Below are 26,182 nucleotides of genomic sequence, written 5' to 3'. Positions count from 1 at the left end.
TGGTTACATTCTGAAGATTCCGTAGCGTGGATGGGAAATGGTACTTCCTGTAGCTGATTGAATGGCAAGTCCGATGACATCTCTTGTCTCTGCAGGATCTATAATTCCATCGTCCCACAGGCGGCTGGTGCTGTACCAGGGAGATCCTTCCGTTTCGTATTTTTGGTTGATTTCATCTTCTATGGCTTGCAGTTCTTCTTCGCTAACGTCTGTACCTTTTATTTGTGCCTGATCTTTCTTCAGGGTTTTTAAAACGCCTGCTGCCTGACGTGCACCCATTACAGATATTTGTGCGTTGGGCCACATAAATAAAAAGCGTGGATTGTATGCACGGCCACCCATGGCATAGTTTCCTGCTCCGTAGGATCCTCCTATGATGACTGTGAAAAATGGCACCACAGAATTGGCAAGAGCATGGACCATTTTAGCTCCGTTTTTTGCAATTCCTCCCTGTTCATACTCTTTTCCTACCATAAATCCGGTAATGTTTTGTAAAAAGACCATTGGAATTTTGCGATGATTGCATAATTCTATAAAATGGGTACCTTTTAGAGCGGATTCTGAGAATAGGACTCCGTTGTTGGCCAGAATACCTACTGGGTATCCATGAATGGTGGCAAACCCCGTCACCAGCGTGGTTCCGTAATCGGGCTTGAATTCATGAAACAGACTTCCGTCGGTCATTCTGGTTATAATCTCTCTTACATCGGGGAAGGGGGCTTTTCCTGTGGGAATTAATCCGTAGAGTTCTTCAGCGGAGTAAACAGGCTCATCGTAATTGTTCTGACCACTTTGGTTTTTTGGCTCTTTCGGTCCAAATGATTCTATAATGTCGCGACAAATGGTGAGTGCATGTTCGTCGTTTTCTGCCAGGTAGTCGGCTACTCCGCTGATGCTGGTGTGTACCACTCCGCCACCCAATTCTTCTGAGGATACTTCTTCTCCGGTAGCTGCCTTAACCAATGGGGGACCGGCAAGAAAAATGGTCCCCTGGTTTTTTACAATAATGGTTTCATCACTCATAGCGGGGATATAGGCTCCTCCCGCAGTACATGAGCCCATTACTATTGAAATTTGCGGTATGCCCTGTGCCGAAAGTCGGGCCTGATTGTAAAATATTCTTCCAAAATCATCTTTGTCTGGAAAAACTTCTGCCTGCTGTGGCAGAAAAATGCCCCCGGAATCAACCAGATAGATACATGGCAGATTGTTTTCGCCTGCTATTTCTTGTGCCCTGAGGTGTTTTTTTATGGTTTCTTTGACATAAGTTCCACCTTTGACTGTGGCGTCATTGGCAACCACCATTACCTGGCGTCCATGAATTGTGCCGATTCCGGTGACAATACCGGCCGAGGGAAATTGATCCTTGTATTGCCCAATCGAAGCAAGTGGCGAAAGCTCCAAAAAAGCGGTATGCGGATCCAGCAGCTTTTCTATTCTTTCGCGGACAAGCAGCTTTCCCCGTGAAGTATGTTTCTCTCTCATTCCTGATGGCCCACCAGTTGCGGCTGTTTCCAATGTGTTTTTTAAGGTGGCTATAAGAGCTTTGTTCGCCTCCAGATTTTTGATATAGGCTTCAGTATCGGTATTTAGTTCACTTTTAAGTAACTGCATCTTGACAGGTTTTATTGATTGGCTGCTGCCTTTGAAATATTTCTCTGACGGAGGTTGCCTGAATTTTCCCCGGCGTTTTATTAACCCGGAAGATACTGAATTGTTTTTTTGTTACCTCAATTTATTTAACCTGTTTTATTAAAATGATAATTTCTATCTTAATCAGGAATGGCACTAACTTATGATGAGCTTTGCTAATTAAAAGAGCAGTTGCCTTTCCTGAAAGAATGGGGACTGTTTCAGGAACAGGTTTGCAGTATTCAACAGAATGATATAATTTTGATAGGATCAATTCTTTTATTGTTACTTTTTTGAATGAAGCATTTGAAATATATAATTCTGTTGATGACCGTTACCCTGTTTATCGGATGTTTTTCCGCAAATAAGGAAAATCAAGGTCAGGAAAATAATGTGAAAGAACCATCAGCCGATTGTGATTTTGCTGTAATCTCAAGCGCTCAGGATTCTGTGGTGTTTGAGGAGTTGCTTGCTGATTTGGATCTTGAAAATCTTAAAACAAGGGAGTTGTCAGAGGTTGTTGTGGATATTGCATTGTACTTTGAGGATGCCCCTTATGTTGCCCATACCCTGGAAATCTCCGATCAGGAATGTCTGGTGGTTAATTTGCGTGAATTTGATTGCACTACTTTTGTTGAAAATGTTTTGGCACTGTCATGGGTGGTAAAATCAGGTGATGCTTCATTCGATCGTTATGTGGACTTACTTAAGGAACTGAGGTACAGAAATGGGAATCTTTCCGGTTATCCTTCCAGATTACATTATTTTACCGACTGGTTGTATGATAATGAGCAGATAGGTATTGTCAGAGTGGTTAGTAATGATTTTGGTGATGCTGATTTTGATGCATCCGTAAACTTTATGAGTGAGAATTTTTCCAGATATCCTGCACTTGCAAATGATTCTTCCTTTGTTGACGAAATGAGGTCTGTTGAAAAGCTGGTATCTCTTATTAAGTTTAAGAAAGTTTCACCCGGCCACATTTCGAATGTCACCAACTCTATTCATGATGGCGACATTGTAGCTTTCTCAACCAATATAGATGGTTTGGATATCGTACATTTGGGTTTTTCATATTTTACTAATGGGCAGCTCAGGTTTATTCATGCCTCGACCAATGGCAACAGGGTGCGGATATCAGAACAGACCCTGGAGGAATATGTGAATTCTCAAAAACACATAGATGGCGTTCTGGTTGCAAGGCCGCAAGAAGATCTTTTGTTTAACTAAAAAGGAAATAGTCATGAAAAAAATTGGACTTGTATTGTTAATTATCGGAATCATCGGACTTATATTTTTTGGAATTGAGGCCTCTCAGGACTCTGAATCTTTCAGTGTGGTTGGGGTTGATGTTGCTGTAAGTAAAGCCGACTGGACCCCCGTGATTGTAAGTGGTGTGGTTACTGTGGTAGGAGCTGTACTTATGATTTTCTCGAAAAAGAGGTAGTTCTATCGTATCGATAATTGAATGATTGAAAAGTGTTACATTTTGTGGCACTTTTTTTTGTTTCTCTGATTCGGTATGTTCAGAATCAACTCCTGTTAATCCTCAATGTACTGCAAAAGCACATCATTACTGAAGCAGTGATGCAATCTTAACTCTTTTCAGGAAGCCAATGAGTTAAAAAAACAGGCGGAATTATTTGCATTTTAAAAAATACACACTAAATTTGACCAAGTGGTTAAACTAAATGGTTTTAATATATGGTTAATAAGAAAAAGTCTGAAAAAGAGGATACTGAAGAGTTGATTCTGATTGCGGCAAGGCAGGTTTTTGTTCGAAAAGGGTATGAAGGTGCCCGGATGCAGGAAATTGCTGATGAGGCAGGTATCAATAAGGCTTTGTTGCATTATTATTTCCGGAGTAAGGAAAAGCTTTTTGATAAGATATTTTTAGAGGCCTTCAGGAATTTTTGGCCTTCTGTAAAGGAGGAACTGGAGCGGGGAAACGGAACAGTAAAGTCATTGATCAGGGCAGCTGTTCATTCTTATACAGATTTATTGATGAAGATGCCTTTTCTGCCAGCATTTGTGATCGGAGAAATAAACCGGTCTCCCGAACGAATGGAGGATTTGTTGCTGGCAACGGGAATTAATCCCCAATTTGTTCTTGATGTCATTCAAAAAGGTATTGACCGGGGTGAAGTGATTCCTCTCGAACCTCGCTCATTGCTTATTAATATTGTGGGATTGTCTCTGTTTCCTTTTATTTCCAGACCGTTGTTGTCGCGTATGTTCTTCCAATCGGATGAAGAGTTTTTTAAATTTTTGGAAAACAGGAGGACTGATTTGTTTGAGTTCATCTGTCGAAGTGTTTTGACTGAATATCAGTCATGAAAGGGCGGAAAAAACAACAAAAATCAAAGGGGAATAGAGATAAGGTATTTGTTTTGAGCCTATTGTGTTTTTCCATTTGGGTGTGGTTTATTGAATTTAAGGGTTAATTCCGTCTTAAATGAATATATGAAAGTACTGACGGGCTTGTTGGTTATCTGATTTCCCGGATTGCGGAGTGTTGAATCAGGAGTATCTAATAATAAAACTAAAACAGCAAATGATGTTTCCGTACATAGTAAATCGGTTCTTTATTGGTAAAAGTGCAATAACTATTTTTCGGGTTTTCCGGTGGTTCCTTTTTTCCTTCCCTGGGAGGAAAGTCGCTATGGGCATAATGATTTTATGGTTAATTCTCGCCTCAGAGCAAATATCTGCGCAAACTCTTACTTTGTTTGATTGCCTCGATAAGTCGGAGCAAAACTTTCCATTGCTCAAGGGCAGGGAGGTTTTGCTGAAATCATCAGATTTGAATATTCAAAATCTTAAAAACAACTGGTTGCCCCGAATGGAAGTTACCGGACAGGCTTCCTGGCAAAGTGATGTTCCTTCGATGACCGCTGATGTTCAGATTCCAGGTTTCTCTGTTCCGCAAGCCCCTAAAGACCAATACAAAGTTGCTCTGGATGTTAGTCAGACACTTTACGATGGTGGAAGAACCGGAAAAGCAGTTGGCGTGGAGAAACTGGCAGGTGATATAGAAGTTCAGAATATTGAAGTACAGATGCTTGATGTTTCCAAAAGAGTTGCAGAATTGTTTTTCAGCATTTTGATGCTGGAGGAGCAGAAGCAACAAATCAATCATAAATTAAAAGTATTGGAGAGTCGCAGGACAGAGTTGGATGCTTTGCTGGCCAATGGAGCAGTTTCTGAGAGTGACCTTAAGAAACTTGAAGCGGAGGTTCTTCTGGTTCAGCAACAGGTAATCTCTGTTGAAACCAACGAAGAAACCTTACTGGCAAATCTTTCATCGTTTCTGGGAGAGACGGTGGAGCGTGCCTCGGTATTGAAAGAACCCTCTGTTGGCGAATTGCTGACTCCTGAACCGCGTCCTGAATATTCATTGTTTTCGCTTCAGAAAAAACGGCTGGAACAAATGACCGAATTGCAGCAAAGAAATCGCTGGCCGGTACTGGCTGCATTTGGACAGGGAGGTTATGGAAATCCTGGTTACAATATGCTGAAGGATGAGTTTGATATCTTTTATGTGGTAGGCCTGAGGTTGAAATGGACTCCCTGGGACTGGAGCTCAACTAAACGCACCAAAATGGTGTTGGAAAACCGGATTCGCCTGGTGGATATTGAGGAGGAAACGTTCCGGGTAAACCAAATACGCGCGGTTAATCAACTGGATGGGGATTTGTTGCGTTATCAGCAATTGATTGAACTGGACAGTGAAATTGTGGAACTCCGCCGTGGAATCGAAGAAAACAGTAGCCACCTGCTAAAAAATGGTAGCATCACCACTTCCGGCTACATTGATGACCTGGATGCTTACATCAGTGCACAAATTAATAAAGATTTGCATCAGCTTGAGTATTTACAGAGAATGACCATGAAGTACCTCACGGGAGATAAAAAAATTAAAGAGTAACGACCTAATCTTAATATGTTATGAATTCAGAAATTTTTCAATCTGCGCAAAAGCATTTTAATATCTTTTTTATGACCGGACTGGCAGCCTTTTTTTTACTTTCCTGTAATGGAGATGATTCTTTGTCGGATGCCTATGGGAATTTTGAGGCTGAAGAGGTGGTGGTCAGTTCCCGTGCCAACGGAACGATTGTTCAATTGAATGTTAATGAGGGAGATGTTTTGGATGAAGGTGTTTTGGTGGGTCTCGTTGATACTGTTTTGCCCCGGTTTGAAATGGAACAGTTGTTTGCTTCTGCAAAAGGGGTGGATGCCCGTATCACTCAACTTCAGCGGAGTATTGATGTACAAAGGGAACGGCTTGCTGTGTTGAAAAAGGAGTACAACAGAGTTACCAATCTGCATAAACAGCAAGCTATCCCGACTCAAAAATACGATGAGGTGGCCGGGCAATACAACGTGGCACTTCGGGAAATGGAACAGGTTAAATCTCAAAGGTTGGTGCTGGAGTCAGAAAAGGCCATGACACAATCCCGGATTGATGCGGCGAAAGAGCAATTGATTCGTTGTCGCATCAATACTCCGGTGGCGGGTACTATTCTCGAAAAGTATGCCGAACAGGGAGAATTTACTACCGCCGGTAAGCCTTTGTTTAAAATGGCGGGATTGGACGAGTTGACACTTCGGGTTTATGTGTCCGGATCTCAGCTGGATAATGTAACGATTGGTCAGGAGGTAACCGTAAAGTTCGATAAGGATACTGAAAGTGAGCATCAAACCCGTGGGGTCGTTTCATGGATTGCTTCTTCGGCGGAATTTACCCCAAAAATCATCCAAACCAAAGAGGAACGTGTGGATTTGGTGTATGCGGTAAAAGTAAGAGTCCCCAATCCCGATGGAAAAATGAAAATTGGAATGCCGGGAGAAATAATCTTTTAATTAGTTTTTCAATCCTGTCCAAAAATGAAACAGGATGTTGAAGCCGACCTTATTGTTTGTTATTTATGATTGACATAGATTCCATATCAAAAAACTACGGAAAGGTTCCTGCCCTTCATGACCTGAGTTTTAAGGTTCGAAAGGGCGAGTTGTTTGGTGTTATTGGTCCCGATGGAGCAGGTAAGAGCACTTTGTTCAGGATAATTCTCTCGCTGCTGCTTCCCGATTCAGGTAAAATTAGCGTTAAGGGACTGGACCCTGTGAAGGATTACAAATCGTTACGAAAAATTGTAGGGTATATGCCCGGACGCTTTTCGTTGTACGAAGACTTGTCGGTAGAAGAGAACCTTAACTTTTTTGCTTCTGTTTTCGGAACCACGGTTGAAGAAAACTATCATTTGATAAAAGATATCTATCAGCAAATTGAACCGTTTCGAAAAAGGCCTGCAGGAAAACTCTCCGGAGGAATGAAACAGAAGCTGGCACTTTCCTGTGCGCTTATCCACCAACCCGAACTCCTGATCCTGGATGAACCTACCACAGGTGTTGATGCAGTTTCCAGAAGTGAGTTCTGGTCTATGCTTCATCAGTTGAAAGAGTTTGGAATAACCATTATTGTATCAACACCATACATGGATGAGGCGTCACTTTGTGACCGGGTGGCACTTATGCAACAGGGCAAAATTCTTGAAGTGGCTTCACCACAGGAGGTTGTGGATAGTTTTCGGGGAGCGTTGTTTGGTGTTTCGGGCGGAAATATGTATCGGCTGATTCTTGATTGCCGCGATTTTGAGCCTGTTGAAACGGTATTCCCGTTTGGGGAAGAAATCCATCTGACTTTTAACGGTGGAGGGGACCGCAGCTCTGAGTTGCTTGAGTTTTTGAAGAATCGAGGTAACGATGAGGTTGGAATTCGGGCCATCCAGCCTGGTATTGAAGACCGGTTTATGGCTTTAATGGGAACTACCTAGAGTCTGTCCATAAAGTCCCGTTTACTGCGTTACGCCATTAGCGGAAATTGCTCATTTACTCAAGTAAACTCCGCATTTCCGCTAATGGCAAGCCTTGTAAACGGAACCTTCTGAACAGACACAGCGAACTTGAGAAACTTTACTTAGTTTATAGACAGACTCTAATTAGTGCCTGTCCATAAACTAAGCAAATTTTGTTCTTAGAGCTGTTTCTGGTCAGAAAATGCCAATTGCCAGGCTTGCGAAGCCGCCAAAAACGGAGTTTACTAATCGTAAATGAGTATTTTGGCGGCAAGCGTAACAGCCTGCCCCGATCCTTCGGGGACGCAAGTGGTACTTTATGGACAGAAACTACTTAAGGGAAATAGCATGTCGTGTTTAGTCGTCACTAACATTAGGTTTAGAAAATGGAAACATCATCTCACGTAATAAATGTCAAAGACCTGGTTAAGAAATTTGGAGATTTTACAGCCAATGACCACTTGAATTTTCAAGTTAAAAAAGGAGAGGTTTTTGGTTTTTTGGGAGCCAACGGAGCCGGCAAAACAACAGCCATAAAAATATTGTGTGGTCTGTCATTGCCTACTTCCGGCCTGGTGGAAGTTGCCGGTTACAATGTGAAAACACATCCCGAAAAGGTCAAAAGCAGTATCGGCTACATGAGTCAGAAGTTTTCTTTGTATGACGATTTAACGGTTTTTGAAAATATCCGATTGTTCGGGACCATTTATGGGTTGTCATCGGGTGAAATTAAGAAACGTTCCGGTGAAATGCTTTCCCGACTTGGCATTGAGGAACAACGTAACCGATTGTTAAGTACCCTTTCGCTGGGATGGAAACAGAAACTGGCTTTTTCGGTGGCAGTGTTGCATCGGCCCAAAATTGTTTTTCTTGATGAGCCTACTAGTGGGGTGGACCCCATAACCCGAAGACAATTCTGGGAATTGATATATCAGGCAGCCGATGAGGGAATTACGGTGTTTGTGACGACGCATTATCTCGATGAAGCAGAATATTGCAATCGCGTGACCATTATGGTGGATGGGAGAATTTCTGCGCTGGATACTCCGGCAGGTTTGAAGACTCAACTGGATTGCGATACGATGAATGATGTATTTTTAAAATTAACCCGTCCAAACTGATTGAATGTGAAACAACTTTGGAGTTTTATCAGAAAAGAAGCCAGACACATTTTACGGGATAAACGGACCCTGGCTGTTTTGTTTGTCATGCCGCTGGCTCAAATTCTTATTTTCGGATATGTCATCTCCACCGAGATTAAAGATGCGCGAATAGGGGTGCTCGATCATGCACGGGATTATTCCAGTCGTCAGGTTATCGACCGTTTGGTTTCTTCTGGGTATTTTATGGTTCAGGATTATTATTCGGGTCGCGGGCAGATGGAAAGTGCACTTCGCAAGGGCGACATTCAGATGGCAGTGGTTTTTTCTCCCGATTTCGGAAGTAGCATGGAAAGACCGGGAGGGGCTAATATGCAGTTTATTGCTGATGCTTCAGATGCCAATACTGCGCGTATGCTGGTCAATTATGCAGAGGGAATTGTGGCCGGTTATGAATTTGAATCCACCGAGGTTTCAAGCAGACGGATTGCGCCACTTATTGTTGAGGCCCGGATGTTTTACAACCCTTCCCTGAGAGGGGTTTTGATGTCTGTTCCCGGCATTATGGCCATGATTCTGATTCTTGTGTCAGCCATGATGACCTCCATTTCCATCACCCGCGAAAAGGAATATGGCTCCATGGAGGTGTTGCTGATATCTCCATTGCAGCCCTGGCAGATAATTCTTGGGAAAGTTGCGCCCTATGTAATTCTTTCACTGGTCAATGCCATTACCATCCTGGCTGTTGGTGTTTTTGTGTTCCAGGTGCCCATGTCCGGCAGTTATCTGGTACTCGCTTTTGTGAGTCTGTTGTATATCCTGTTGTCTCTCTCATTGGGAATTTTTATTTCAACTGTGGCCCCCAATCAGATGGTGGCCATGTTTATCTCTTTGTTTGCACTGATGTTGCCAACCATTTTGTTGTCTGGTTTTATTTATCCCATCGAGAATATGCCCGTATGGTTGCAGTGGTTCAGCTATATTATGCCGCCACGCTATTACATATCAGCACTTAAGGACGTGATGTTTAAAGGTGCAGGATTGTTTGTTGTCTGGAAAGAGGTGCTCATAATGACCGGCTTTCTGGGGGCCTTTTTGCTTTTGAGTATCCGTAATTTTAAAGTCAGGTTAGAATAAGGCATAGCATTAGAATTATAGAAATAGGAAGTTAGAGATAGGCAATATCGGAGATATTAAAAACTAAAACAATGAGAATTCTATTGGCTCTTTTACAGAAAGAATTTATTCAGATACGCAGGAACAAAACCATCCTCAGGCTTATCATTGTTCTTCCCGTGGTTCAATTGCTGATTCTGGTTAACGCTGCCACCCTGGAGATGAATAATCTTCACATAGCTGTTTGTGACAACGACCACTCAGCCCTTAGTAACCGGTTAGTTAGTGAACTGGATGCATCACCGTTTTTTAGATTGTCTCCCGAGCCCCGGAATGTTGAATCGGGTATCCATCAAATAGAGGAGGGCACCGTTGATTTTCTGTTGGTAATTGCAGCCGGTTTTGAAAAAGAGGCAATAGCCGGACAAACATCCCGGATTCAGTTATTGGCCAATGCCATAAATTCGCAACAGGCACAACTGGGGTATGCTTATTTGCAGCAGGTTGCTCATCGGTCAATGCAAAACTTTGCAGTAGAGATGAAGGGCGTTGAACCTGAATCCAAAATTTCCACTACCTCGGCTTTTTGGTACAATCCGGAACTCAACTATAAATTCTTCATGGTTCCCGGAATTTTAGTGGTTTTGGTATCAGTTGTGGGTATGTTTCTTACCTCAATGAATCTGGTTCGTGAAAAGGAAATGGGAACCATTGAGCAGATAAATGTTACGCCGGTAAGGAAATCGACCTTTATTGTTGCCAAGTTATTACCTTTTCTAATCATTGGACTGTTTGAGTTGGGGCTGGGACTTATAATAGGAAAACTTGTTTACGATGTACCCATTGAAGGGAGTCTCTGGCTTATTTTCGGAATTGGAACACTCTACCTTATCGGTTTGCTTGGGTTGGGGTTATTGCTCTCGACCTTTTCATCTTCGCAGCAGCAGGTGACCTTTGTCAGTTACTTTTTTCTTCTTGTTTTTATTCTGATGAGTGGTATTTTTACTTCCGTTGACAATATGCCCGAATGGGGCCAGAATGTAAATCTGATAAATCCTTTTTTCTATTTTATTGATGTGATGCGCAGTATTCTGTTGAAAGGCGCAGGTTTGGCCGATTTATGGCGTCAGGTGGGGGGCATTTCGTTTTTGGCTGTCACACTGGTTACGCTTGCTGTTTTCAATTACCGAAAAGCTTCCTGATTTCTTTGATCCATTAATGGTTTGGTTAGCTTTAGTATTGTTGCGTTGGGGGTAACGAGATTGCTTCGGGCGGAGCCCTCGCAATGACCTCAGCATAGAGACGGATTGGGAGCGGGGCATTGCGAGTTCGCACCTCAATTAAATTTTGAGGCATAATGGGAATATGACAAGCTGAGATGCTCAATTAAAACTCCAGGAAAGATTATTTGTGAAGCAGGTTCGGGGGATCGGAATCCGCCGCACCTAATCTGTCATTGCGAGGGCCATGCCCGAAGCAATCTTTACGAACGAAAACACTTCTTTAAGCAAGAATAAAAAATTTCATTAAATTTATACTTTTGAGTCTGACACAGTTGTAATGTTAAAAACCGAAATCATGAGCAACAAGAATGTGTGTAATTCACAAAGCGGCAATGCCGTTTATGGCCTGGGACTGATTGGTGCCGCAGTATTTTATATTTCGCAGGCAACGACCTTCTGGATGGGGGTGTTAGGTTTTCTGAAAGCGTTGGTATGGCCCGCTTTTCTGGTGTATGAAGCATTGAGATATATTTATATGTAGTCGTAAAAGCAGCTGTTATCCAAATAATTCTAATATCTTTGTGCTTTTAATACTATTAGATGACATTTAAAGATTTAGAAATTATAGATCCTATTCTGAGATCTCTTCAGGAAAAAGGCTATACACAACCAACACCAATTCAGGAACAATCCATTCCTATTTTATTAAGCGGTAAAGATTTATTAGGATGTGCCCAGACAGGTACAGGGAAAACAGCAGCTTTTTCAATTCCGATACTTCAGAACATTTACTTGAATACCCCTTCTGATCACCAATCCAGACGGCGAAGAAAACCGGGTTTAAAGGCTCTTATTGTCACTCCGACAAGAGAATTGGCCATTCAGATTGGCGAAAGTCTTACGGATTACGGGAAACATACCGGTATTCGAAACACAGTGATTTTTGGTGGGGTTAAGCAGGGTGCCCAAACACAAGCGTTGCAGCGAGGCACAGATATTTTGGTGGCCACTCCCGGCAGATTACTGGATTTGATTTCCCAGGGTTTTATCAATCTTCGCGAAATTGAATATTTCGTGCTTGATGAGGCTGATAGAATGCTGGATATGGGGTTTATTCATGATGTGCGGAAAATTATCAACTTGCTTCCTTCCAAAAGGCAGTCCTTGTTCTTTTCTGCTACAATGGCACCGGAGATTGTTAAACTTTCCGGTAAAATTTTAGGTGGAAATCCCGGAAAAGTAACCATTACCCCCAGGCAGAATACTGCCGAAAAAGTGGATCAGTCCATTTATTATGTTGACAAGAAAAGTAAGTCAAAATTATTGGTACACCTGATGGAAGAAAATCCTGAAGACTCCACTCTGGTTTTCTCCAGAACTAAACATGGTGCCGATAAAATTGTTAAAATATTAAAGAAGGCGGGAATTAATGCGCTGGCAATTCATGGAAACAAATCTCAGGGCGCCCGTCAAAAGGCATTGGGAGATTTTAAATCAGGTGAAGCCAGTGTTTTGGTGGCCACAGATATCGCTGCGAGGGGTATTGATGTGTCCGGATTGGGAAGGGTCATCAATTATGATCTTCCAAATATTCCGGAAACTTATGTGCACCGAATCGGACGAACCGGTCGGGCCAATGCAGAGGGAACGGCACTTTCGTTTTGTGATGTGGAGGAGAAGCCTTATCTTAAGGACATTCAGAAGTTAATCAATCAACGCATTCCCGTGATTGATGGTCATCCGTTTTTGCCTCAGCCTGATACCAACACAGAGGTAAAAGTTGAGGAAAAGCCTTTGGGGAATCGTAAGAAAAGTTCTTTTAAAAGCCAGCAGTCCGGAAACAGATATAGAAAACAAAAGCGAAACCGCAATGCGGGAAATTAATATTCCGCAAGGCATTTGAATTTGTTTCGTTCTTTGCATGGCGGATGAGCTTGTTTAAGGCAGTTAATTGCCGTATTTTTATGAAAATTTTAAATCAAATAAATTAATTTATGGGTAGATCACAAGAATCGTTTAACAAAAAGGAAGTTAGAAACAAGAAAGAGAAGAAGCGGAAAGAGAAAGAACAGAAACGTCTTGCTCGCAAAGAGGGAGATAAGAGCGGTAATCTTGACGACATGATTGCTTACGTTGATGAGCATGGAAATATTACATCAACTCCTCCCGATCCTACTAAAAAGAAGGAAGAGATTGATGTGGATGATATCCAGATAAGTGTTCCGAAGAAGAGTGAACAAGAGGAGGAAGATCCGGTTCGTAAAGGCACTGTGAATGCATTTTTCGACTCCAAGGGATTTGGTTTTATTAAAGATATTGAAACGAAGGAGAGTGTTTTCTTTCATGTCAGTAATGTCGTGGACGATGTTATTGAGGGCAACCTGGTTAGTTACGAAGTGGAAATGGGACCAAAAGGACCGGTTGCCGTGAATGTGAAACAAATTAAGTAGAGTCTGTCTATAAACTAAGCGTTTTTCACGTGTTTGAATTAGAAAGTTCAAATTCCAGACGTGCGAAAAATTTAAACTGCAGTCCCGAAGTAGCTTTTTAAGGTTTTTTGAACAAAAAACCAACAAAAAGCACAATCGGGATGAGGATTTAGATTTTGAGCATCAACGCAGAAGTTGGGCTTTATAGACAAACACTAAGTAGTTGGTTTTTTTGTCTCTTTTATTGTTTTTGTTTTTTGAATCCAGGTGATGAAAAATAAACTTATTGTTACTCATCAACTTCCCGGCAAACCTTTTTCTGCACTGAAAGACAGGTTTGATATTGTCTGGCCCGATGGGGATACATTTGGCCGGGATGACTTGTTGGAAAATCTGAAAGATGCAGATGCTGTGGTTACTGTTTTTGGAAAGCCATTCAAAAAAGAAATGATAAAAGCTTCTCCGAAACTTAAATTGATTGCCAATTATGGAGCCGGAGTGGATAATATTGATTTGGAAGCAGCGAACAGGGAAGGTATTGTCGTTACCAATACACCGGACGCTGTTACAGAACCAACTGCTGAGCTGGCAATAGGATTAATCCTTGATGTGGCTCGCAGGATCTCCGAATTGGATCGTGAACTCAGAGCAGGTACTATTCGTAACTGGGGAGTTATGGAAAATCTGAGTACCACACTTCAGGGTAAGACTCTTGGTATTGTTGGTATGGGGGCTATCGGTCGGGCACTCGCCCGAAGGGCCTCCGCCTTTGGCATGAATATTATCTATCATAACCGAAACAGAGTCTCTGCAGAAACTGAAGAAAAGCTGGAGGCCCGTTATACCGATTTGGAGAATCTGTTGAGAAATGCGGATTTTGTATCTTTAAACATGCCGCTGACTCCCGAAACCAACGGTATGATAGGACTTTCTGAGTTGAAACTTATGAAAACATCGGCTTTTCTTATCAATACTGCACGCGGAGCTGTATTGAACCAGAGTGCTTTGATTGAAGCTTTGAAGAACAGAGAGATAGCAGGTGCTGCTCTGGATGTGTATCAGAATGAACCGGAAATCCCAGGTGAGTTATTGAAAATGGATAATGTGGTAGTGACCCCGCATGTGGGAAGTGCTACTCATGAAACCCGGGAGATCATGAGCCGGCAGGTGGTTGGTATTATTGAGGATTTTTTCCAGGGTATGACCGGCATTCCTGTGGTAAACCCAGGGGTTTTAGATTCTGATCAATACAAATTTAAGCAGGAGAATATTTTATAGAGTAAAAGACCCATAATCTTCCCAAATTAGTCTTTTAGATGATAGTATGCTTACCAGGTAAAATGCATTAGAAATGATTCAACAAGTAAATATTACATTACCCGAGTTGGGCCGTGGATTTCATTTGGTAACCAGTTACATTAATTCTGAACTTCCCGAATTGCCGGAAGCCGGGTTGGTGAATATATTTATTCAACATACCTCAGCCGCTCTTACACTGAATGAAAATGCCGATCCTTCAGTAAGAGACGATTTTGAAACCATATTTAATAAACTGGTTAGGGAAAATGATCCTGATTACACACATACACTGGAAGGTTCTGATGATATGCCGGCACATGCCAAAGGTTCCATTCTGGGTGCTTCACTGACTATTCCGGTGGCTAAACATCGCCTGGCCCTGGGTATGTGGCAGGGGATTTATCTTTGTGAGTTTCGAAATTACGGAGGTCCAAGACGGCTTGTTGTTACTGTTTATTCCTGATTATTCAGACTGTCTTACATGGTGTAATACCTCTTTTATCCCCTCTTTTTCATTTTCCCAGGTAAATTGATTGGCGGCTTTGGGTAAGGTTTGCTGCCATGTTCTGCGCAAATCGGTGTTTTCACAGGCTTCTTTAATGAAAGATGCAATCACTTCCGGTTCCAGCCTTTCCGTTATTAGGCCTGTTTCCGACTTTTGTACAATCCCGCCCATATCTGGGAAATTATTGGTTAAAACAGGTATGCCTGCCTGGATATAGTCAAAAATGCGATTGGGCAAAGCATGGAAGTAATTGAGTCCCATGTTTTCATGCAGGGCAAGGCCGACCATTGCATTTTTTTGAAATTTGTGAAGTTCTTCAAAAGGAACGGGCCCTGTGAAATTGACACGCTTCTCCATATTCATGGATTTGGTGAGTTGCATCAGTTCTTCGGTAATATCTCCTCTTCCAACGATTACCAGCCGATAACTTTTATCCAAAAATGCCAGGGCTTTTATTGCTTGCTCCAGTCCTCTTCCTTTATTCAATACTCCCTGATAAAGAATTACTTTTTCCTCCGCCATCAGAATGGGGATGTTTATTTCATGTCGTCTTAAGGGGAAGTTGCGCAATAACCGAAAATCAAGGTTGAGGTTTTGCTTATACAACTTTACAAGCCCGGGAGAAACCGTGAAATACAAATTGCATCCGGGAAGAAAGAATTGTTCCATTTTGGTCCAGATTTCTTTAATGATCTTTCTGTCGGTTAGTTCCGGTAGCTCGGAAAAGTATTCATGGCCGTCAAAAACAATAGGTTTTCTTTTGATTAAGGCGGCTGTTTTTGCAGCGGGAAGGGTGTCCATATCTACTGCCCATATTAGGTTAAACCGACTGAACAACAGAAAAAAGAATGTGTATATGTTTAGGAAAAAGTAAAACAATGGCCCTTTTTTAAATGGAAGATTGAACAGCTTCTCTCTTCCGGGACGATTTTGGGGCTTGCTGATCTTTGGATTGTTTGAACCTGTTTTCAACACCTCAAAACCTAACTCCATCAGTGCTAAAGTGATTTTGTGTACCCTGTTGTCGAAATACAGGTTGTTGGAGGTGGTTATGATGACTTTTTTCAATTTGACAGTTTTAGCTTTTGTTGGTTACAGGTATCAGGTACAAATGAAGAGATTTTTTTTATTTCTTCTCATTATCCTTTCGGATTTTTTTCGATGAAAGCAGACTTCCTATACCGGATTAATAAGTGATGCCTGTCTATAAACTAAGCAAATTCTGTTTTTGGATGTGCTTCTGTTCAGAAAGTGCCAGTTACAAGGCTTGCGAAGTCCGAAAATAGGGAGTTTACTTTTCGTAAATGAGTACTTTTCGGGCAAGCGTAACGCAGTAAATGGTACTTTATGGACAGACACTAAGTGGGGGGGTATCATATGCCGGAGGCTGTGCGAAGACAAAGAAGCATGAAAGCATTTTTTCAAATATCAACTGCTTTTTGGTTGTCGAAACCTCATTGAATGATTATGTATCGTGTTATATTGTTGTAATACTCGTTAAGGATTTGATATACAAAGATTTGGGCTGTTATTGTGGTTGAAAAAATGTGTCTGATTCAGGCGGCTTTTAACACATATTTTGTTATATTTGTGTGGCAAAAAAAGATTGTCCGGTAAGTAGTCGGATAACAAATAAATAACTTAGTAAAATGAGTGATAACATTAACGAGGGCAACCTGGAAAAAACGAATGGTTATAGTGCCAGTAGTATTCAGGTGCTTGAAGGCCTGGAAGCAGTTCGTAAAAGACCGGCAATGTATATTGGAGATGTCGGATACAAAGGACTCCATCACCTGGTTTATGAGGTGGTGGATAACTCCATCGATGAAGCTTTGGCCGGGTATTGTACTTCAATCGGAGTTACTATAAACGAGGATAACAGCATTACCGTGGTGGACAATGGTCGCGGTATTCCTGTTGATTGGCACGAAAAAGAAGGTCGTTCAGCTCTTGAAGTTGTAATGACAGTACTCCATGCAGGGGGTAAATTTGACAAGGATAGTTACAAAGTCTCCGGTGGTTTGCATGGTGTAGGTGTTTCTTGTGTAAACGCTCTTTCCATAAACCTTAAAGCCGAAGTTCATCGGGATGGCAAGATCTACCGCCAGGAGTACTCAAAGGGAAAACCCCTTTCCAGTATAGAGGAGGTTGGAACTACTGATATCACCGGAACCTGGATCACCTTTAAGCCGGATGACAGTATTTTCAATGAAACAGAATATAAATATAGTGTTCTTGCCAACAGAATGCGGGAACTCTCATTCCTGAATGCCGGATTGGAAATTGTCCTTACCGATAAACGTGAAGTTGATGAAGAGGGGCAGATTAAAACTGAACGTTTTTATTCTGATGAGGGGTTATTGGAGTTTGTAAAGTTTATTGATGTTAATCGTGAACACCTCATTGATCTACCGATCAGTATCTCTACTGAAAAAAATGAAGTGCCCGTTGACATTGCAATTGTTTATAATACTTCATTCAATGAGAATATTTACTCCTATGTAAATAATATCAATACCATCGAAGGAGGAACACACCTTACAGGTTTTCGTCGTGGATTAACACGGACGCTTAAAAACTGGGCAGATAAGTCGGGGTTGCTTTCCAAGTTGAAATTCGATATCAGTGGTGATGACTTTCGTGAAGGACTCACTGCCGTTATTTCTGTTAAGGTCGCTGAACCCCAGTTTGAGGGTCAGACCAAAACAAAACTTGGTAACAGCGAGGTAAGTCTTGCTGTGGATCAGGCGGTAAGCACCATGCTCTCCAATTATCTCGAAGAGAACCCTAAGGATGCTAAGGCCATCGTAAATAAGGTAATTCTTGCTGCTACGGCTCGCCATGCTGCCCGTAAGGCGAGGGAGTTGGTTCAGAGAAAAAGTGTACTAACCGGTGGTGGTTTGCCCGGTAAACTTGCGGACTGTTCAGAAAAAGATCCCGCTCAATCCGAGATTTTCCTTGTTGAGGGAGACTCTGCCGGAGGTACCGCTAAGCAGGGACGGAATCGTCGCTTTCAGGCTATTCTGCCTTTGAGGGGGAAAATTCTTAATGTTGAAAAAGCCCTTCAACACCGGGTTTTTGAAAGCGATGAAATCAAAAATATTTTTACTGCTCTTGGGGTTAATATCGGAACTGAGGACGACAGTAAGGCGCTGAATACTGAAAAGCTCCGGTATCATAAGATTGTGATTATGACGGATGCCGATGTGGACGGACGCCACATTAATACGTTGATTATGACCTTCTTTTTCCGATACATGAAGGAACTGATTAAAGAAGGGTATCTTTACATTGCAGCACCCCCGCTTTACTTCCTTAAGAAAGGTAAGAATGAACAATACTGCTGGACGGACGCTCAACGTCGTGAATTTGTGGAGAAATATGCAGACGGTAAAGAAGATTCTGTGCACATTCAGCGCTACAAAGGTCTTGGAGAGATGAATGCCGAACAGCTTTGGTTTACCACCATGAATCCTGAAAATCGTCTGTTAAGACAGGTTACTTATGATAATGCTGCCGAAGCTGATCGTATTTTCAGTATGCTGATGGGTGACGATGTGCCACCACGCAGGGAATTCATTGAAAAGAACGCTACTTATGCCAATATTGATGCATAACGTTGCATAAATAATAAAAAACCGTCCTTTGACAGGGCGGTTTTTTTATTTATAAAAGAAAAAGCCTTTCGGAGAAGCTCCGAAAGGCTTTTTCCTTTAATGTATATCGTTTATCCCAGATATGATTTCAAGAGTTTACTTCTTGAAGTATGTCTCAGGCGACGAATGGCTTTCTCTTTAATCTGGCGAACACGTTCACGCGTCAGACCAAATCTTTCTCCGATCTCTTCCAGAGTCATTTCCTGGCAACCAATTCCGAAGAAAAGCTTAATAATGTCACTCTCTCTTTCAGTCAGAGTAGCCAAAGCGCGTTCAATCTCACGGGCGAGTGACTCGTTAATCAGTGTTTTATCTGCGTTTGGTGAATCGCTGTTAACCAGTACATCCAGCAAGCTGTTGTCTTCACCCTCTACAAAAGGTGCATCAACAGAAATGTGACGACCTGAAACTCGCAATGTGTCTGCCACTTTTTCAGCAGGGATTTCCAGCTGATCTGCCAATTCTTCCGGCGATGGTTTACGCTCATGCTCCTGCTCAAACTTTGAGTAGGCTTTGTTGATCTTGTTCAGCGATCCTACCTGATTCAACGGCAGGCGAACAATCCGCGACTGCTCTGCCAGTGCCTGAAGGATGGACTGACGAATCCACCAAACAGCATAGGAGATAAATTTGAATCCCCGGGTCTCATCAAATTTTTCAGCAGCCTTGATTAGTCCAAGGTTACCTTCATTGATGAGGTCAGGCAGACTTAACCCCTGATTCTGGTATTGTTTTGCCACTGATACCACGAAACGCAGGTTGGCACGCGTAAGCTTCTCCAGGGCAACCTGGTCGCCTTTTTTTATCCGCTGTGCCAATTCCACTTCTTCTTCCACGGAAATAAGGTCTTCGCGGCCAATTTCCTGAAGATACTTGTCCAACGACGCGCTCTCGCGGTTAGTGATCGATTTAGTTATCTTTAATTGTCTCATAAAAATTTCCCAAAAATACGCCGCAAAAGTACAACAATTCGGTGACTATTGCAAGCCTCCGGGAGTGCCTTATCAGTTACGTCCGTTTATCTGTCTAAGTTTATTGCATAATAAGCAACCTGTCCGTTGGGGTAAATTCCGGTGAGGAAAAGTCCTTCTTCCACCATTTCCACAACTTTTCGTAAATCCTCTGTGCTGTCAATCGGCACCCGGTTGGCTTTTGTGATAATATAGCCCTCCTGAATTCCTGCCTCTCTGAGTTTTCCGTTTTCCAGTTTAGAAACTTTGATTCCGTTGCTAATTCTGAGACGCGCTTTATCCTCGTTTGAAACTTCTTCAAACGTTGCTCCCAGTATTGAAAGTGATTTGTCTGCTTTTACAACGTCAGTGGAGCCATAAATGTTTCGTAAAGTGACAGAAAAATCTTTCTTTTTACCATTTCTTAACGCCGTTACATTTACTTTATCTCCGGGGCGGAAGCGACTGATCTTTTCCTGAAGCTCTGATACTTTCTTAACTTCTTCATTGTTTACACTGACGATGACATCGCCTTTTTCTATTCCGGCCTCTTCAGCACCACTGGCTTCTATTACATTGGCTACATAAACACCCTGACTTACACTCAGATCCAGTTCTTCTGAAAGCTGACTATCCACATTGCGAATGTTAATGCCTAAAATTCCTCTCTGAACTTTTCCAAATTCCATCAGGTCGGCAACCACTTTACTTACAATGCTGACAGGTACTGCAAATGAATAGCCGCTGTAAGAACCTGTCTGAGAAGCAATGGCTGTATTGATGCCAATCAGTTCTCCTTTTGTGTTTACCAGCGCTCCACCACTGTTTCCAGGATTTACTGCAGCATCCGTCTGGATGAAGGACTCTATGCCAAGTGTTCCGCGCTCATTGGCCAGGATATTTATACTCCTCGATTTGGCACTTACGATACCTGCGGTAACGGTAGAGGTCAGGTTAAAAGGATTACCGACAGCCAACACCCATTCCCCGATTTTTAAATTGTCCGAATTTCCATAACGCATATACGGAAGATCTTCTGCATCAATTTTCAACAGAGAGATGTCGGTAGAGGGATCTGTTCCAACAATTACGGCTTTGTAGGTCCGGTTGTCGTTGAGGGTAACTTCAATGTTGGTCGCATTGTCGATAACGTGATTGTTGGTCACAATATATCCATCGGTGGTGATAATTACCCCTGATCCTGACCCCATGACGGGCTGCTGTTGCCGTGGCATAGGATTTCCCGGTCCAAAGAAAAAGTCAAACAAAGGACTTCCCGAGTAGGATTGGGTTTGTGTACTCACTGTTTTTACGTGAACCACCGCATGAACTGAATTTTCAGCTGCTTGGGTAAAATCCGGATACTCTCCTGCTGGTTCCGCTGGTAAGGATGCATACCTCGCGGCGGGTGTTTGCTCTCCCGGTACCTCGATAATTCTTGGCTCGGGCTTTACAAAATAAGAATAGGCAATTACGGATACCAATGCACTTATTACGGCGATTGAAAAAACCGAAAATATTTTTTTTGTATTCATATTTCAGAATTTTTTGGTTAAACAATTTACGGTATTTACAAATCAAATGATATGCCTTTATTGTTGTTGTTGTAAAACTTAACTTTTTTTACAAAATATTAGTAGTTGATTTTATGTGGACGCAGTTACCTATTAATTAGTGCCTGTCCATAAACTAAGCGATTTTCACGTGTTTGAACTAGAAAGTCCAAATTCAAGGCGTGTGAAAAATCTAAACCGCAGAATACTAATGTATTTGAGGATTTAGATTTTGAGCAACAACGCAGATGTTGGACTTTATAGACAAACACTAAATAGCACAAGGTAGCCATGGGGGTGGATGCCCGTATTGGTCATGAAAGAGCCCCGGATAATGCTTCCCGTAACCCTAACCCTAAGAAACCGGAAAGCATCAATTGCCGGGGCTGTTGAGCTTGTTTTATTTATTATTGGTGTCCGGTAAAAAATAATGGTTTTCCGGGCATTAGTGTTTCTTTGTATTAATTTACAACCCTTTCAGTGGCTTTGTCAAATATTTCCTTTTATTTTGGACTTCTCTATTCGTAATTTTGTTGATGCTATCATTCATAATGGTTATGACGAAAGATAGTTTGAGGGTGAGTTGCTGAATATTAAATGATAAAGAAGGTAGATATGAAAAATATAGAGTTTTACAAGTATCAGGGAACAGGTAATGACTTCGTTTTGGTTGATAATCGTGAGGGCTCTTTTGACGGAGATAACAATGAGTTGATTGCAGCATTGTGTCACCGGAGATTTGGGATTGGAGCAGACGGTCTAATGCTGCTGGAAACATCTGACAAAAATTCGTTTACCATGCGATATTACAACAGCGATGGAGGAGAGGCTACCATGTGTGGCAATGGAGGTCGTTGTATTGCCGCTTTTGCCGTTCACCGTGGAGTTGTCCCTGAAAAGGTGTATTTTTCCTTTGATGCCGTTGATGGAGTTCATGAAGCTTTTGTGGATGGGGATATGGTAAGTCTGAAAATGATAGATGTGGCCGGCTATGAAGAAAAGCAGGATGGATTGTTTTTAGATACCGGATCTCCACATTTCATAAAATTTGTGGATAATCCAGAGGTTGTTGATGTTTTCAAAGAGGGTAGTTTCTGGCGAAACCATGATGTCTTTGCCCCCGGGGGAACCAATGTTAATTTTGTTGGAAATCCTGACGGAAAGGAAGTGGCTATGAGAACTTTTGAACGGGGAGTGGAAGATGAAACCTGGTCTTGCGGGACCGGTGCGGTAGCCTCTGCAATTGCTACTTACATAAGGAGTGGTGCAGGTAAGTGTTTCGACATGAAAGTGCCGGGGGGTAAACTAACCGTGAGTTTCGATGTTGTAAAATCAGGAGGTTTTGAGAATGTATGGTTGAAAGGTCCTGCTAAATATGTGTTTTCGGGGCAGATTGATGCAGAACCAATTCTCTGACCAAATTTTTAATCGGATTAAATGGATTTAAAGATCATATCAGATTTTCAGCCTACGGGTGATCAACCCGAAGCCATTCGTCAGCTAACTGCGGGTGTTAACGATGGAAACCCTTTTCAGACCTTGCTTGGAGTTACCGGCTCAGGTAAAACTTTTACCATTGCCAATCTGATTGAAAAGGTTCAGAAACCCACCTTGATTCTTAGTCACAATAAAACACTGGCGGCTCAATTGTATGGTGAGTTTAAGAGCTTTTTCCCAAATAATGCCGTTGAATATTTTGTATCCTACTACGACTATTATCAGCCGGAAGCCTATATTCCTGTATCGGACACCTATATTGAGAAAGATCTTTCTATCAATGATGAGATTGAGAAACTTCGGCTGAGTGCTACTTCGGCATTGCTGTCGGGACGACGGGATGTGATTGTAGTATCTTCGGTATCCTGTCTCTATGGTATTGGTAATCCTGAAGATTTTCATGCCAATGTCATCTCACTGGAAGTGGGCAAGGAGATTGGTCGGAACAAATTTCTGCGACACCTGGTGGAAGCTTTATATTCCAGGAATGAAGTGGAGTTTCAGCGAGGAAATTTCAGGGTTAAGGGAGATACGGTGGAGATCTTTCTGGCCTATGCAGATCATGCCTGCAGAGTTATTTTCTGGGGTGATGAAATTGAGACCATAGAAACTTTTGATCCGATTAACAACATAACCCTTTCTTCGACTGACCAAATCCTGATATATCCTGCCAATATTTTTGTTACAACAAAAGAGCGGATCAATCAGGCCATCCGAATGATTCAGGATGATCTGGTAAAACAGGTGGAGTATTTTCGTGAAATTGGTAAGCCCCTTGAGGCTAAACGGTTAGATGAGCGAGTGAATTATGATCTGGAGATGATACGGGAGTTGGGCCATTGCCCCGGAATAGAAAATTACAGCCGGTACTTTGATGGTCGCGCCGAAGGAACTCGTCCTTTCTGCCTTCTGGATTACTTTCCCAATGATTTCCTGACCGTTGTGGATGAAAGCCACGTTACATTACCCCAAATCAGGGCCATGTACGGAGGAGATTACAGCCGGAAACAGAATCTCGTGGAATATGGCTTTCGGCTTCCTGCAGCATTGGATAACCGGCCATTGAAGTTTGATGAATTTGAACGAATTACCAATCAAACAATTTTTGTCAGTGCTACTCCTGCAGATTACGAACTCGAAAAATGTGAAGGAGTGGTTGTGGAACAGGTTATTCGGCCCACCGGGCTTCTTGATCCTGTTATTGATGTTCGCCCCAGCCTGAATCAGATTGATGATTTGCTTGAAGAGATCAGAATCAGAGTTAAGGCGAATGAGCGGGTTCTGGTGACGACGCTCACAAAGAGGATGGCTGAGGAGCTCACCAAATATCTTCAAAGACTTGATATCAAAACCGAATATATTCACTCGGATGTGGATACTCTGGAACGCGTTAAAATTATGGAACATCTGCGAAATGGTATTATTGATGTTCTTGTTGGCGTCAATTTACTTCGTGAAGGATTGGATTTGCCTGAAGTTTCGCTTGTTGCTATTCTGGATGCTGATAAAGAGGGGTTTTTGCGTTCCACACGCTCTTTAACGCAGACAGCTGGTCGTGCTGCGCGGAATTTGAACGGAACGGTTATCATGTATGCCGACAAGATTACCAAATCGATGCAGGAAACCATTGATGCCACCAATTATCGAAGAGAAAAACAGCTGGCTTACAATGAGAAGCATGGGATTACTCCGGCTGCTATCATCAAAAAACGCAGTAGTGCATTTCAGAATCAGGAAGAAGAGGAGAAAACATCCGGAGTTTCTCATTTTTATTCCGGTCCGGAGGATCAGGGAGTGGATGCTGCTGCAGATCCTGTATTGTCTTATATGTCGGCAGAGAAGCTTGAAAAAACCATCGCCGAAACCAAAAAAGCCATGCAGAAAGCTGCCAAAGAACTGGACTTTATTCAGGCTGCTCAATACCGTGACGAAATGTTTCGTTTAGAGAAACTGTTGAAAAAGAAGAAAGGATAATGGTGGATGGGAAACATTCACAAGGTGTGGTGCAGGTTAAATCAACCCCTACCAACCCTGCTAAACCCTTTAAGACGGTGTCATTGCGAGTGACTACCTCAAAGAATTGATGCATAATGCGTTAGTAACAGAACTGGCCCGTCCCCGAAGGGGGCAAATTTGAATTACCCCGGGTTAACGACCCGGGGTAAGCTGAACAAATATGACCGGGTCCCCGAAAGGGGGCCAACTATTATTTTACTGATTTATTGCTTATTACAAAAATCTGTCATTGGTAGCAGAGCGAAGCAATCTTCTTTCCCCCTCTCATTATTGGTCGCGACGCTATCAATAATGAGAGGGGAATGGAGAATATCTCTAAGCCCTGAGCTATTGCTCTCGGGCTTTTTAGTCTGTTTACATCTTATCCGGCTTATGAAAAAGGCAAGTTAGGAGGGCTTAGAGGAAGTCTGACAAAACCTGTTCCTGCGGTCATCTTCTTTCAGATTAGAAAAACAAAAACCGTTTTCTGCTTGGTCTTCTTGCGGGACTTCTACGAGACTTGGACTGATAATACTGTCTTGTTTTGATGTAACTTTTGCGGTTGTATTTTGGATCGTTTCGTAATTTACTGTCCTGAATTACAAAAGTAACACCCACCATGAAATTGTAATAAACGTCATAAGGGTCGGTGGAAACCGGATTTACCTCTGTTTGCCAGTCATCACCAGAGTACCACACATCATGCACATCCATTCTGTCGGAAAATGGCAGGGCACCTGTTATTTCAATGTTGGCACTAATCATGGGATTTATCCAAAAAGAGGCTCCACCACCTGCAGACACCATTGGAGCAATCTCAGAAGCGGATCGCCACTCTTCATCTTGTGGACCACTTCCTGCCTCCCCCCAGTATTCTGTAGAGGAGTAATAAACCAAACCTGCATTCAGATGTACATATGGCTGAAAGGTCCGCTGACGGAAATATCCCATAATATGATTGAGCGGTTTGTAACTTCCGCCAATAGAAAATTCAGTGTAAACATTATCGAAATAGGCATATTCCAGGCCGGATGTGGGGAATACCTGAGTCCCTTGCATTTTACCACCAAGGAGCTGAACCCGGGCCGACAACATTTCATTCATTTCGCGGTCAATCAGCCCTCCAACGGTAAAACTTCCACGGGATTCATCCACCAGGTCTCCAAAAAACATGTTGTAACCTCCCCGGGCTGTAACACTCATTCCTTCAGCAATGTTAAGAGATCCCCTTCTTCGCTGGGAATGACTATTGCTTGAAAACATGAGTGTTGTAGCAAATATTAATATGGCAATTTTTGCGCTTTTATGCATGAACAGTATAAGTTAGTGTGTCTTAAACCGACTGTAAAAATGGGAAAAACTTTACTAA

General features: G+C 42.3%; 22 protein-coding genes. 17 read left to right on the top strand and 5 right to left on the bottom strand.

Translation table 11 applies throughout. The features are described 5' to 3' along the window. Positions 1-3: 3 nt before the first annotated feature. Entirely contained in the window at positions 4-1,614 is a 1,611-nt protein-coding gene (locus BY457_RS07670) for a carboxyl transferase domain-containing protein (RefSeq protein ID WP_106152752.1), read from the bottom strand. 315 nt (positions 1,615-1,929) lie between these two features. On the opposite strand from BY457_RS07670, the gene BY457_RS07665 reads away from it, so the two are divergent. The 14 genes from BY457_RS07665 (at position 1,930) to BY457_RS07600 (ending at position 15,120) form a co-directional block, all read left to right on the top strand. Continuing rightward, positions 1,930-2,862, top strand: a complete 933-nt coding sequence (locus BY457_RS07665; RefSeq protein WP_106152751.1) for an N-acetylmuramoyl-L-alanine amidase-like domain-containing protein — start codon at positions 1,930-1,932, stop codon at positions 2,860-2,862. Between the two features lie 13 nt (positions 2,863-2,875). Beyond that, complete coding sequence (locus BY457_RS07660; protein WP_106152750.1) at positions 2,876-3,079, top strand: transglycosylase; 204 nt, start codon at positions 2,876-2,878, stop codon at positions 3,077-3,079. 257 nt (positions 3,080-3,336) lie between these two features. Continuing rightward, positions 3,337-3,969, top strand: coding sequence for a TetR/AcrR family transcriptional regulator (locus BY457_RS07655; protein ID WP_106152749.1), 633 nt, complete (start codon positions 3,337-3,339; stop codon positions 3,967-3,969). 334 nt (positions 3,970-4,303) lie between these two features. Continuing rightward, positions 4,304-5,560 carry a TolC family protein gene (locus BY457_RS07650; protein WP_258176658.1) on the top strand — a complete coding sequence of 419 codons (1,257 nt, stop codon included), beginning with the start codon at positions 4,304-4,306 and terminating at the stop codon, positions 5,558-5,560. A gap of 20 nt (positions 5,561-5,580) precedes the next feature. After that, on the top strand, positions 5,581-6,498 hold the full coding sequence (locus tag BY457_RS07645; RefSeq protein WP_106152747.1) for an HlyD family secretion protein: 918 nt from the start codon (positions 5,581-5,583) through the stop codon (positions 6,496-6,498). Between the two features lie 65 nt (positions 6,499-6,563). Then, entirely contained in the window at positions 6,564-7,469 is a 906-nt protein-coding gene (locus BY457_RS07640) for an ABC transporter ATP-binding protein (RefSeq protein ID WP_106152746.1), read from the top strand. A gap of 407 nt (positions 7,470-7,876) precedes the next feature. After that, positions 7,877-8,611 carry an ABC transporter ATP-binding protein gene (locus tag BY457_RS07635; RefSeq protein WP_106152745.1) on the top strand — a complete coding sequence of 245 codons (735 nt, stop codon included), beginning with the start codon at positions 7,877-7,879 and terminating at the stop codon, positions 8,609-8,611. Between the two features lie 6 nt (positions 8,612-8,617). After that, positions 8,618-9,727, top strand: coding sequence for an ABC transporter permease (locus BY457_RS07630; RefSeq protein WP_106152905.1), 1,110 nt, complete (start codon positions 8,618-8,620; stop codon positions 9,725-9,727). Between the two features lie 71 nt (positions 9,728-9,798). After that, entirely contained in the window at positions 9,799-10,908 is a 1,110-nt protein-coding gene (locus tag BY457_RS07625; protein ID WP_106152744.1) for an ABC transporter permease, read from the top strand. A 376-nt stretch (positions 10,909-11,284) separates the two neighbouring features. After that, positions 11,285-11,470: a hypothetical protein gene (locus BY457_RS07620; RefSeq protein WP_106152743.1), complete on the top strand. Its 186-nt coding sequence runs from the start codon at positions 11,285-11,287 to the stop codon at positions 11,468-11,470. A 59-nt stretch (positions 11,471-11,529) separates the two neighbouring features. Then, the gene (locus tag BY457_RS07615) at positions 11,530-12,813 is read left to right on the top strand and encodes a DEAD/DEAH box helicase (RefSeq protein WP_106152742.1); all 1,284 of its coding nucleotides are present in this window, start codon (positions 11,530-11,532) and stop codon (positions 12,811-12,813) included. A gap of 110 nt (positions 12,814-12,923) precedes the next feature. Then, positions 12,924-13,379 carry a cold-shock protein gene (locus BY457_RS07610; RefSeq protein ID WP_106152741.1) on the top strand — a complete coding sequence of 152 codons (456 nt, stop codon included), beginning with the start codon at positions 12,924-12,926 and terminating at the stop codon, positions 13,377-13,379. A 249-nt stretch (positions 13,380-13,628) separates the two neighbouring features. Next, on the top strand, positions 13,629-14,636 hold the full coding sequence (locus BY457_RS07605) for an NAD(P)-dependent oxidoreductase (protein WP_106152740.1): 1,008 nt from the start codon (positions 13,629-13,631) through the stop codon (positions 14,634-14,636). A gap of 73 nt (positions 14,637-14,709) precedes the next feature. Then, positions 14,710-15,120 (top strand): secondary thiamine-phosphate synthase enzyme YjbQ, encoded by a 411-nt coding sequence (locus BY457_RS07600; RefSeq protein WP_106152739.1) that lies wholly within the window; start codon positions 14,710-14,712, stop codon positions 15,118-15,120. Here BY457_RS07600 and BY457_RS07595 read toward each other — a convergent pair whose 3' ends face one another. Continuing rightward, on the bottom strand, positions 15,121-16,230 hold the full coding sequence (locus tag BY457_RS07595; RefSeq protein WP_106152738.1) for a glycosyltransferase: 1,110 nt from the start codon (positions 16,228-16,230) through the stop codon (positions 15,121-15,123). Between the two features lie 581 nt (positions 16,231-16,811). Here BY457_RS07595 and gyrB point away from each other — a divergent pair. Continuing rightward, on the top strand, positions 16,812-18,779 hold the full coding sequence (gene gyrB, locus BY457_RS07585) for a DNA topoisomerase (ATP-hydrolyzing) subunit B (RefSeq protein WP_106152736.1): 1,968 nt from the start codon (positions 16,812-16,814) through the stop codon (positions 18,777-18,779). A gap of 110 nt (positions 18,780-18,889) precedes the next feature. On the opposite strand, the gene BY457_RS07580 is transcribed toward gyrB, so the two are convergent. Both BY457_RS07580 and BY457_RS07575 read right to left on the bottom strand, forming a co-directional pair. Continuing rightward, complete coding sequence (locus BY457_RS07580) at positions 18,890-19,750, bottom strand: sigma-70 family RNA polymerase sigma factor (protein WP_106152735.1); 861 nt, start codon at positions 19,748-19,750, stop codon at positions 18,890-18,892. 86 nt (positions 19,751-19,836) lie between these two features. Then, positions 19,837-21,303, bottom strand: coding sequence for a Do family serine endopeptidase (locus tag BY457_RS07575; protein ID WP_106152734.1), 1,467 nt, complete (start codon positions 21,301-21,303; stop codon positions 19,837-19,839). 633 nt (positions 21,304-21,936) lie between these two features. On the opposite strand from BY457_RS07575, the gene dapF reads away from it, so the two are divergent. Next, positions 21,937-22,737 carry a diaminopimelate epimerase gene (dapF, locus tag BY457_RS07570; RefSeq protein WP_106152733.1) on the top strand — a complete coding sequence of 267 codons (801 nt, stop codon included), beginning with the start codon at positions 21,937-21,939 and terminating at the stop codon, positions 22,735-22,737. Between the two features lie 21 nt (positions 22,738-22,758). Further along, entirely contained in the window at positions 22,759-24,792 is a 2,034-nt protein-coding gene (uvrB, locus tag BY457_RS07565) for an excinuclease ABC subunit UvrB (RefSeq protein WP_106152732.1), read from the top strand. Positions 24,793-25,278: 486 nt separating this feature from the next. Here uvrB and BY457_RS07560 read toward each other — a convergent pair whose 3' ends face one another. Beyond that, positions 25,279-26,124, bottom strand: a complete 846-nt coding sequence (locus tag BY457_RS07560) for a hypothetical protein (protein ID WP_258176657.1) — start codon at positions 26,122-26,124, stop codon at positions 25,279-25,281. Positions 26,125-26,182 lie beyond the last annotated feature (58 nt).

The organism is Marinilabilia salmonicolor (assembly GCF_003003035.1).
Lineage (GTDB): Bacteria > Bacteroidota > Bacteroidia > Bacteroidales > Marinilabiliaceae > Marinilabilia > Marinilabilia salmonicolor_A.
Note: the sequence above shows the minus strand (reverse complement) of the source record. Positions and strands in the feature narration are given on the sequence as shown.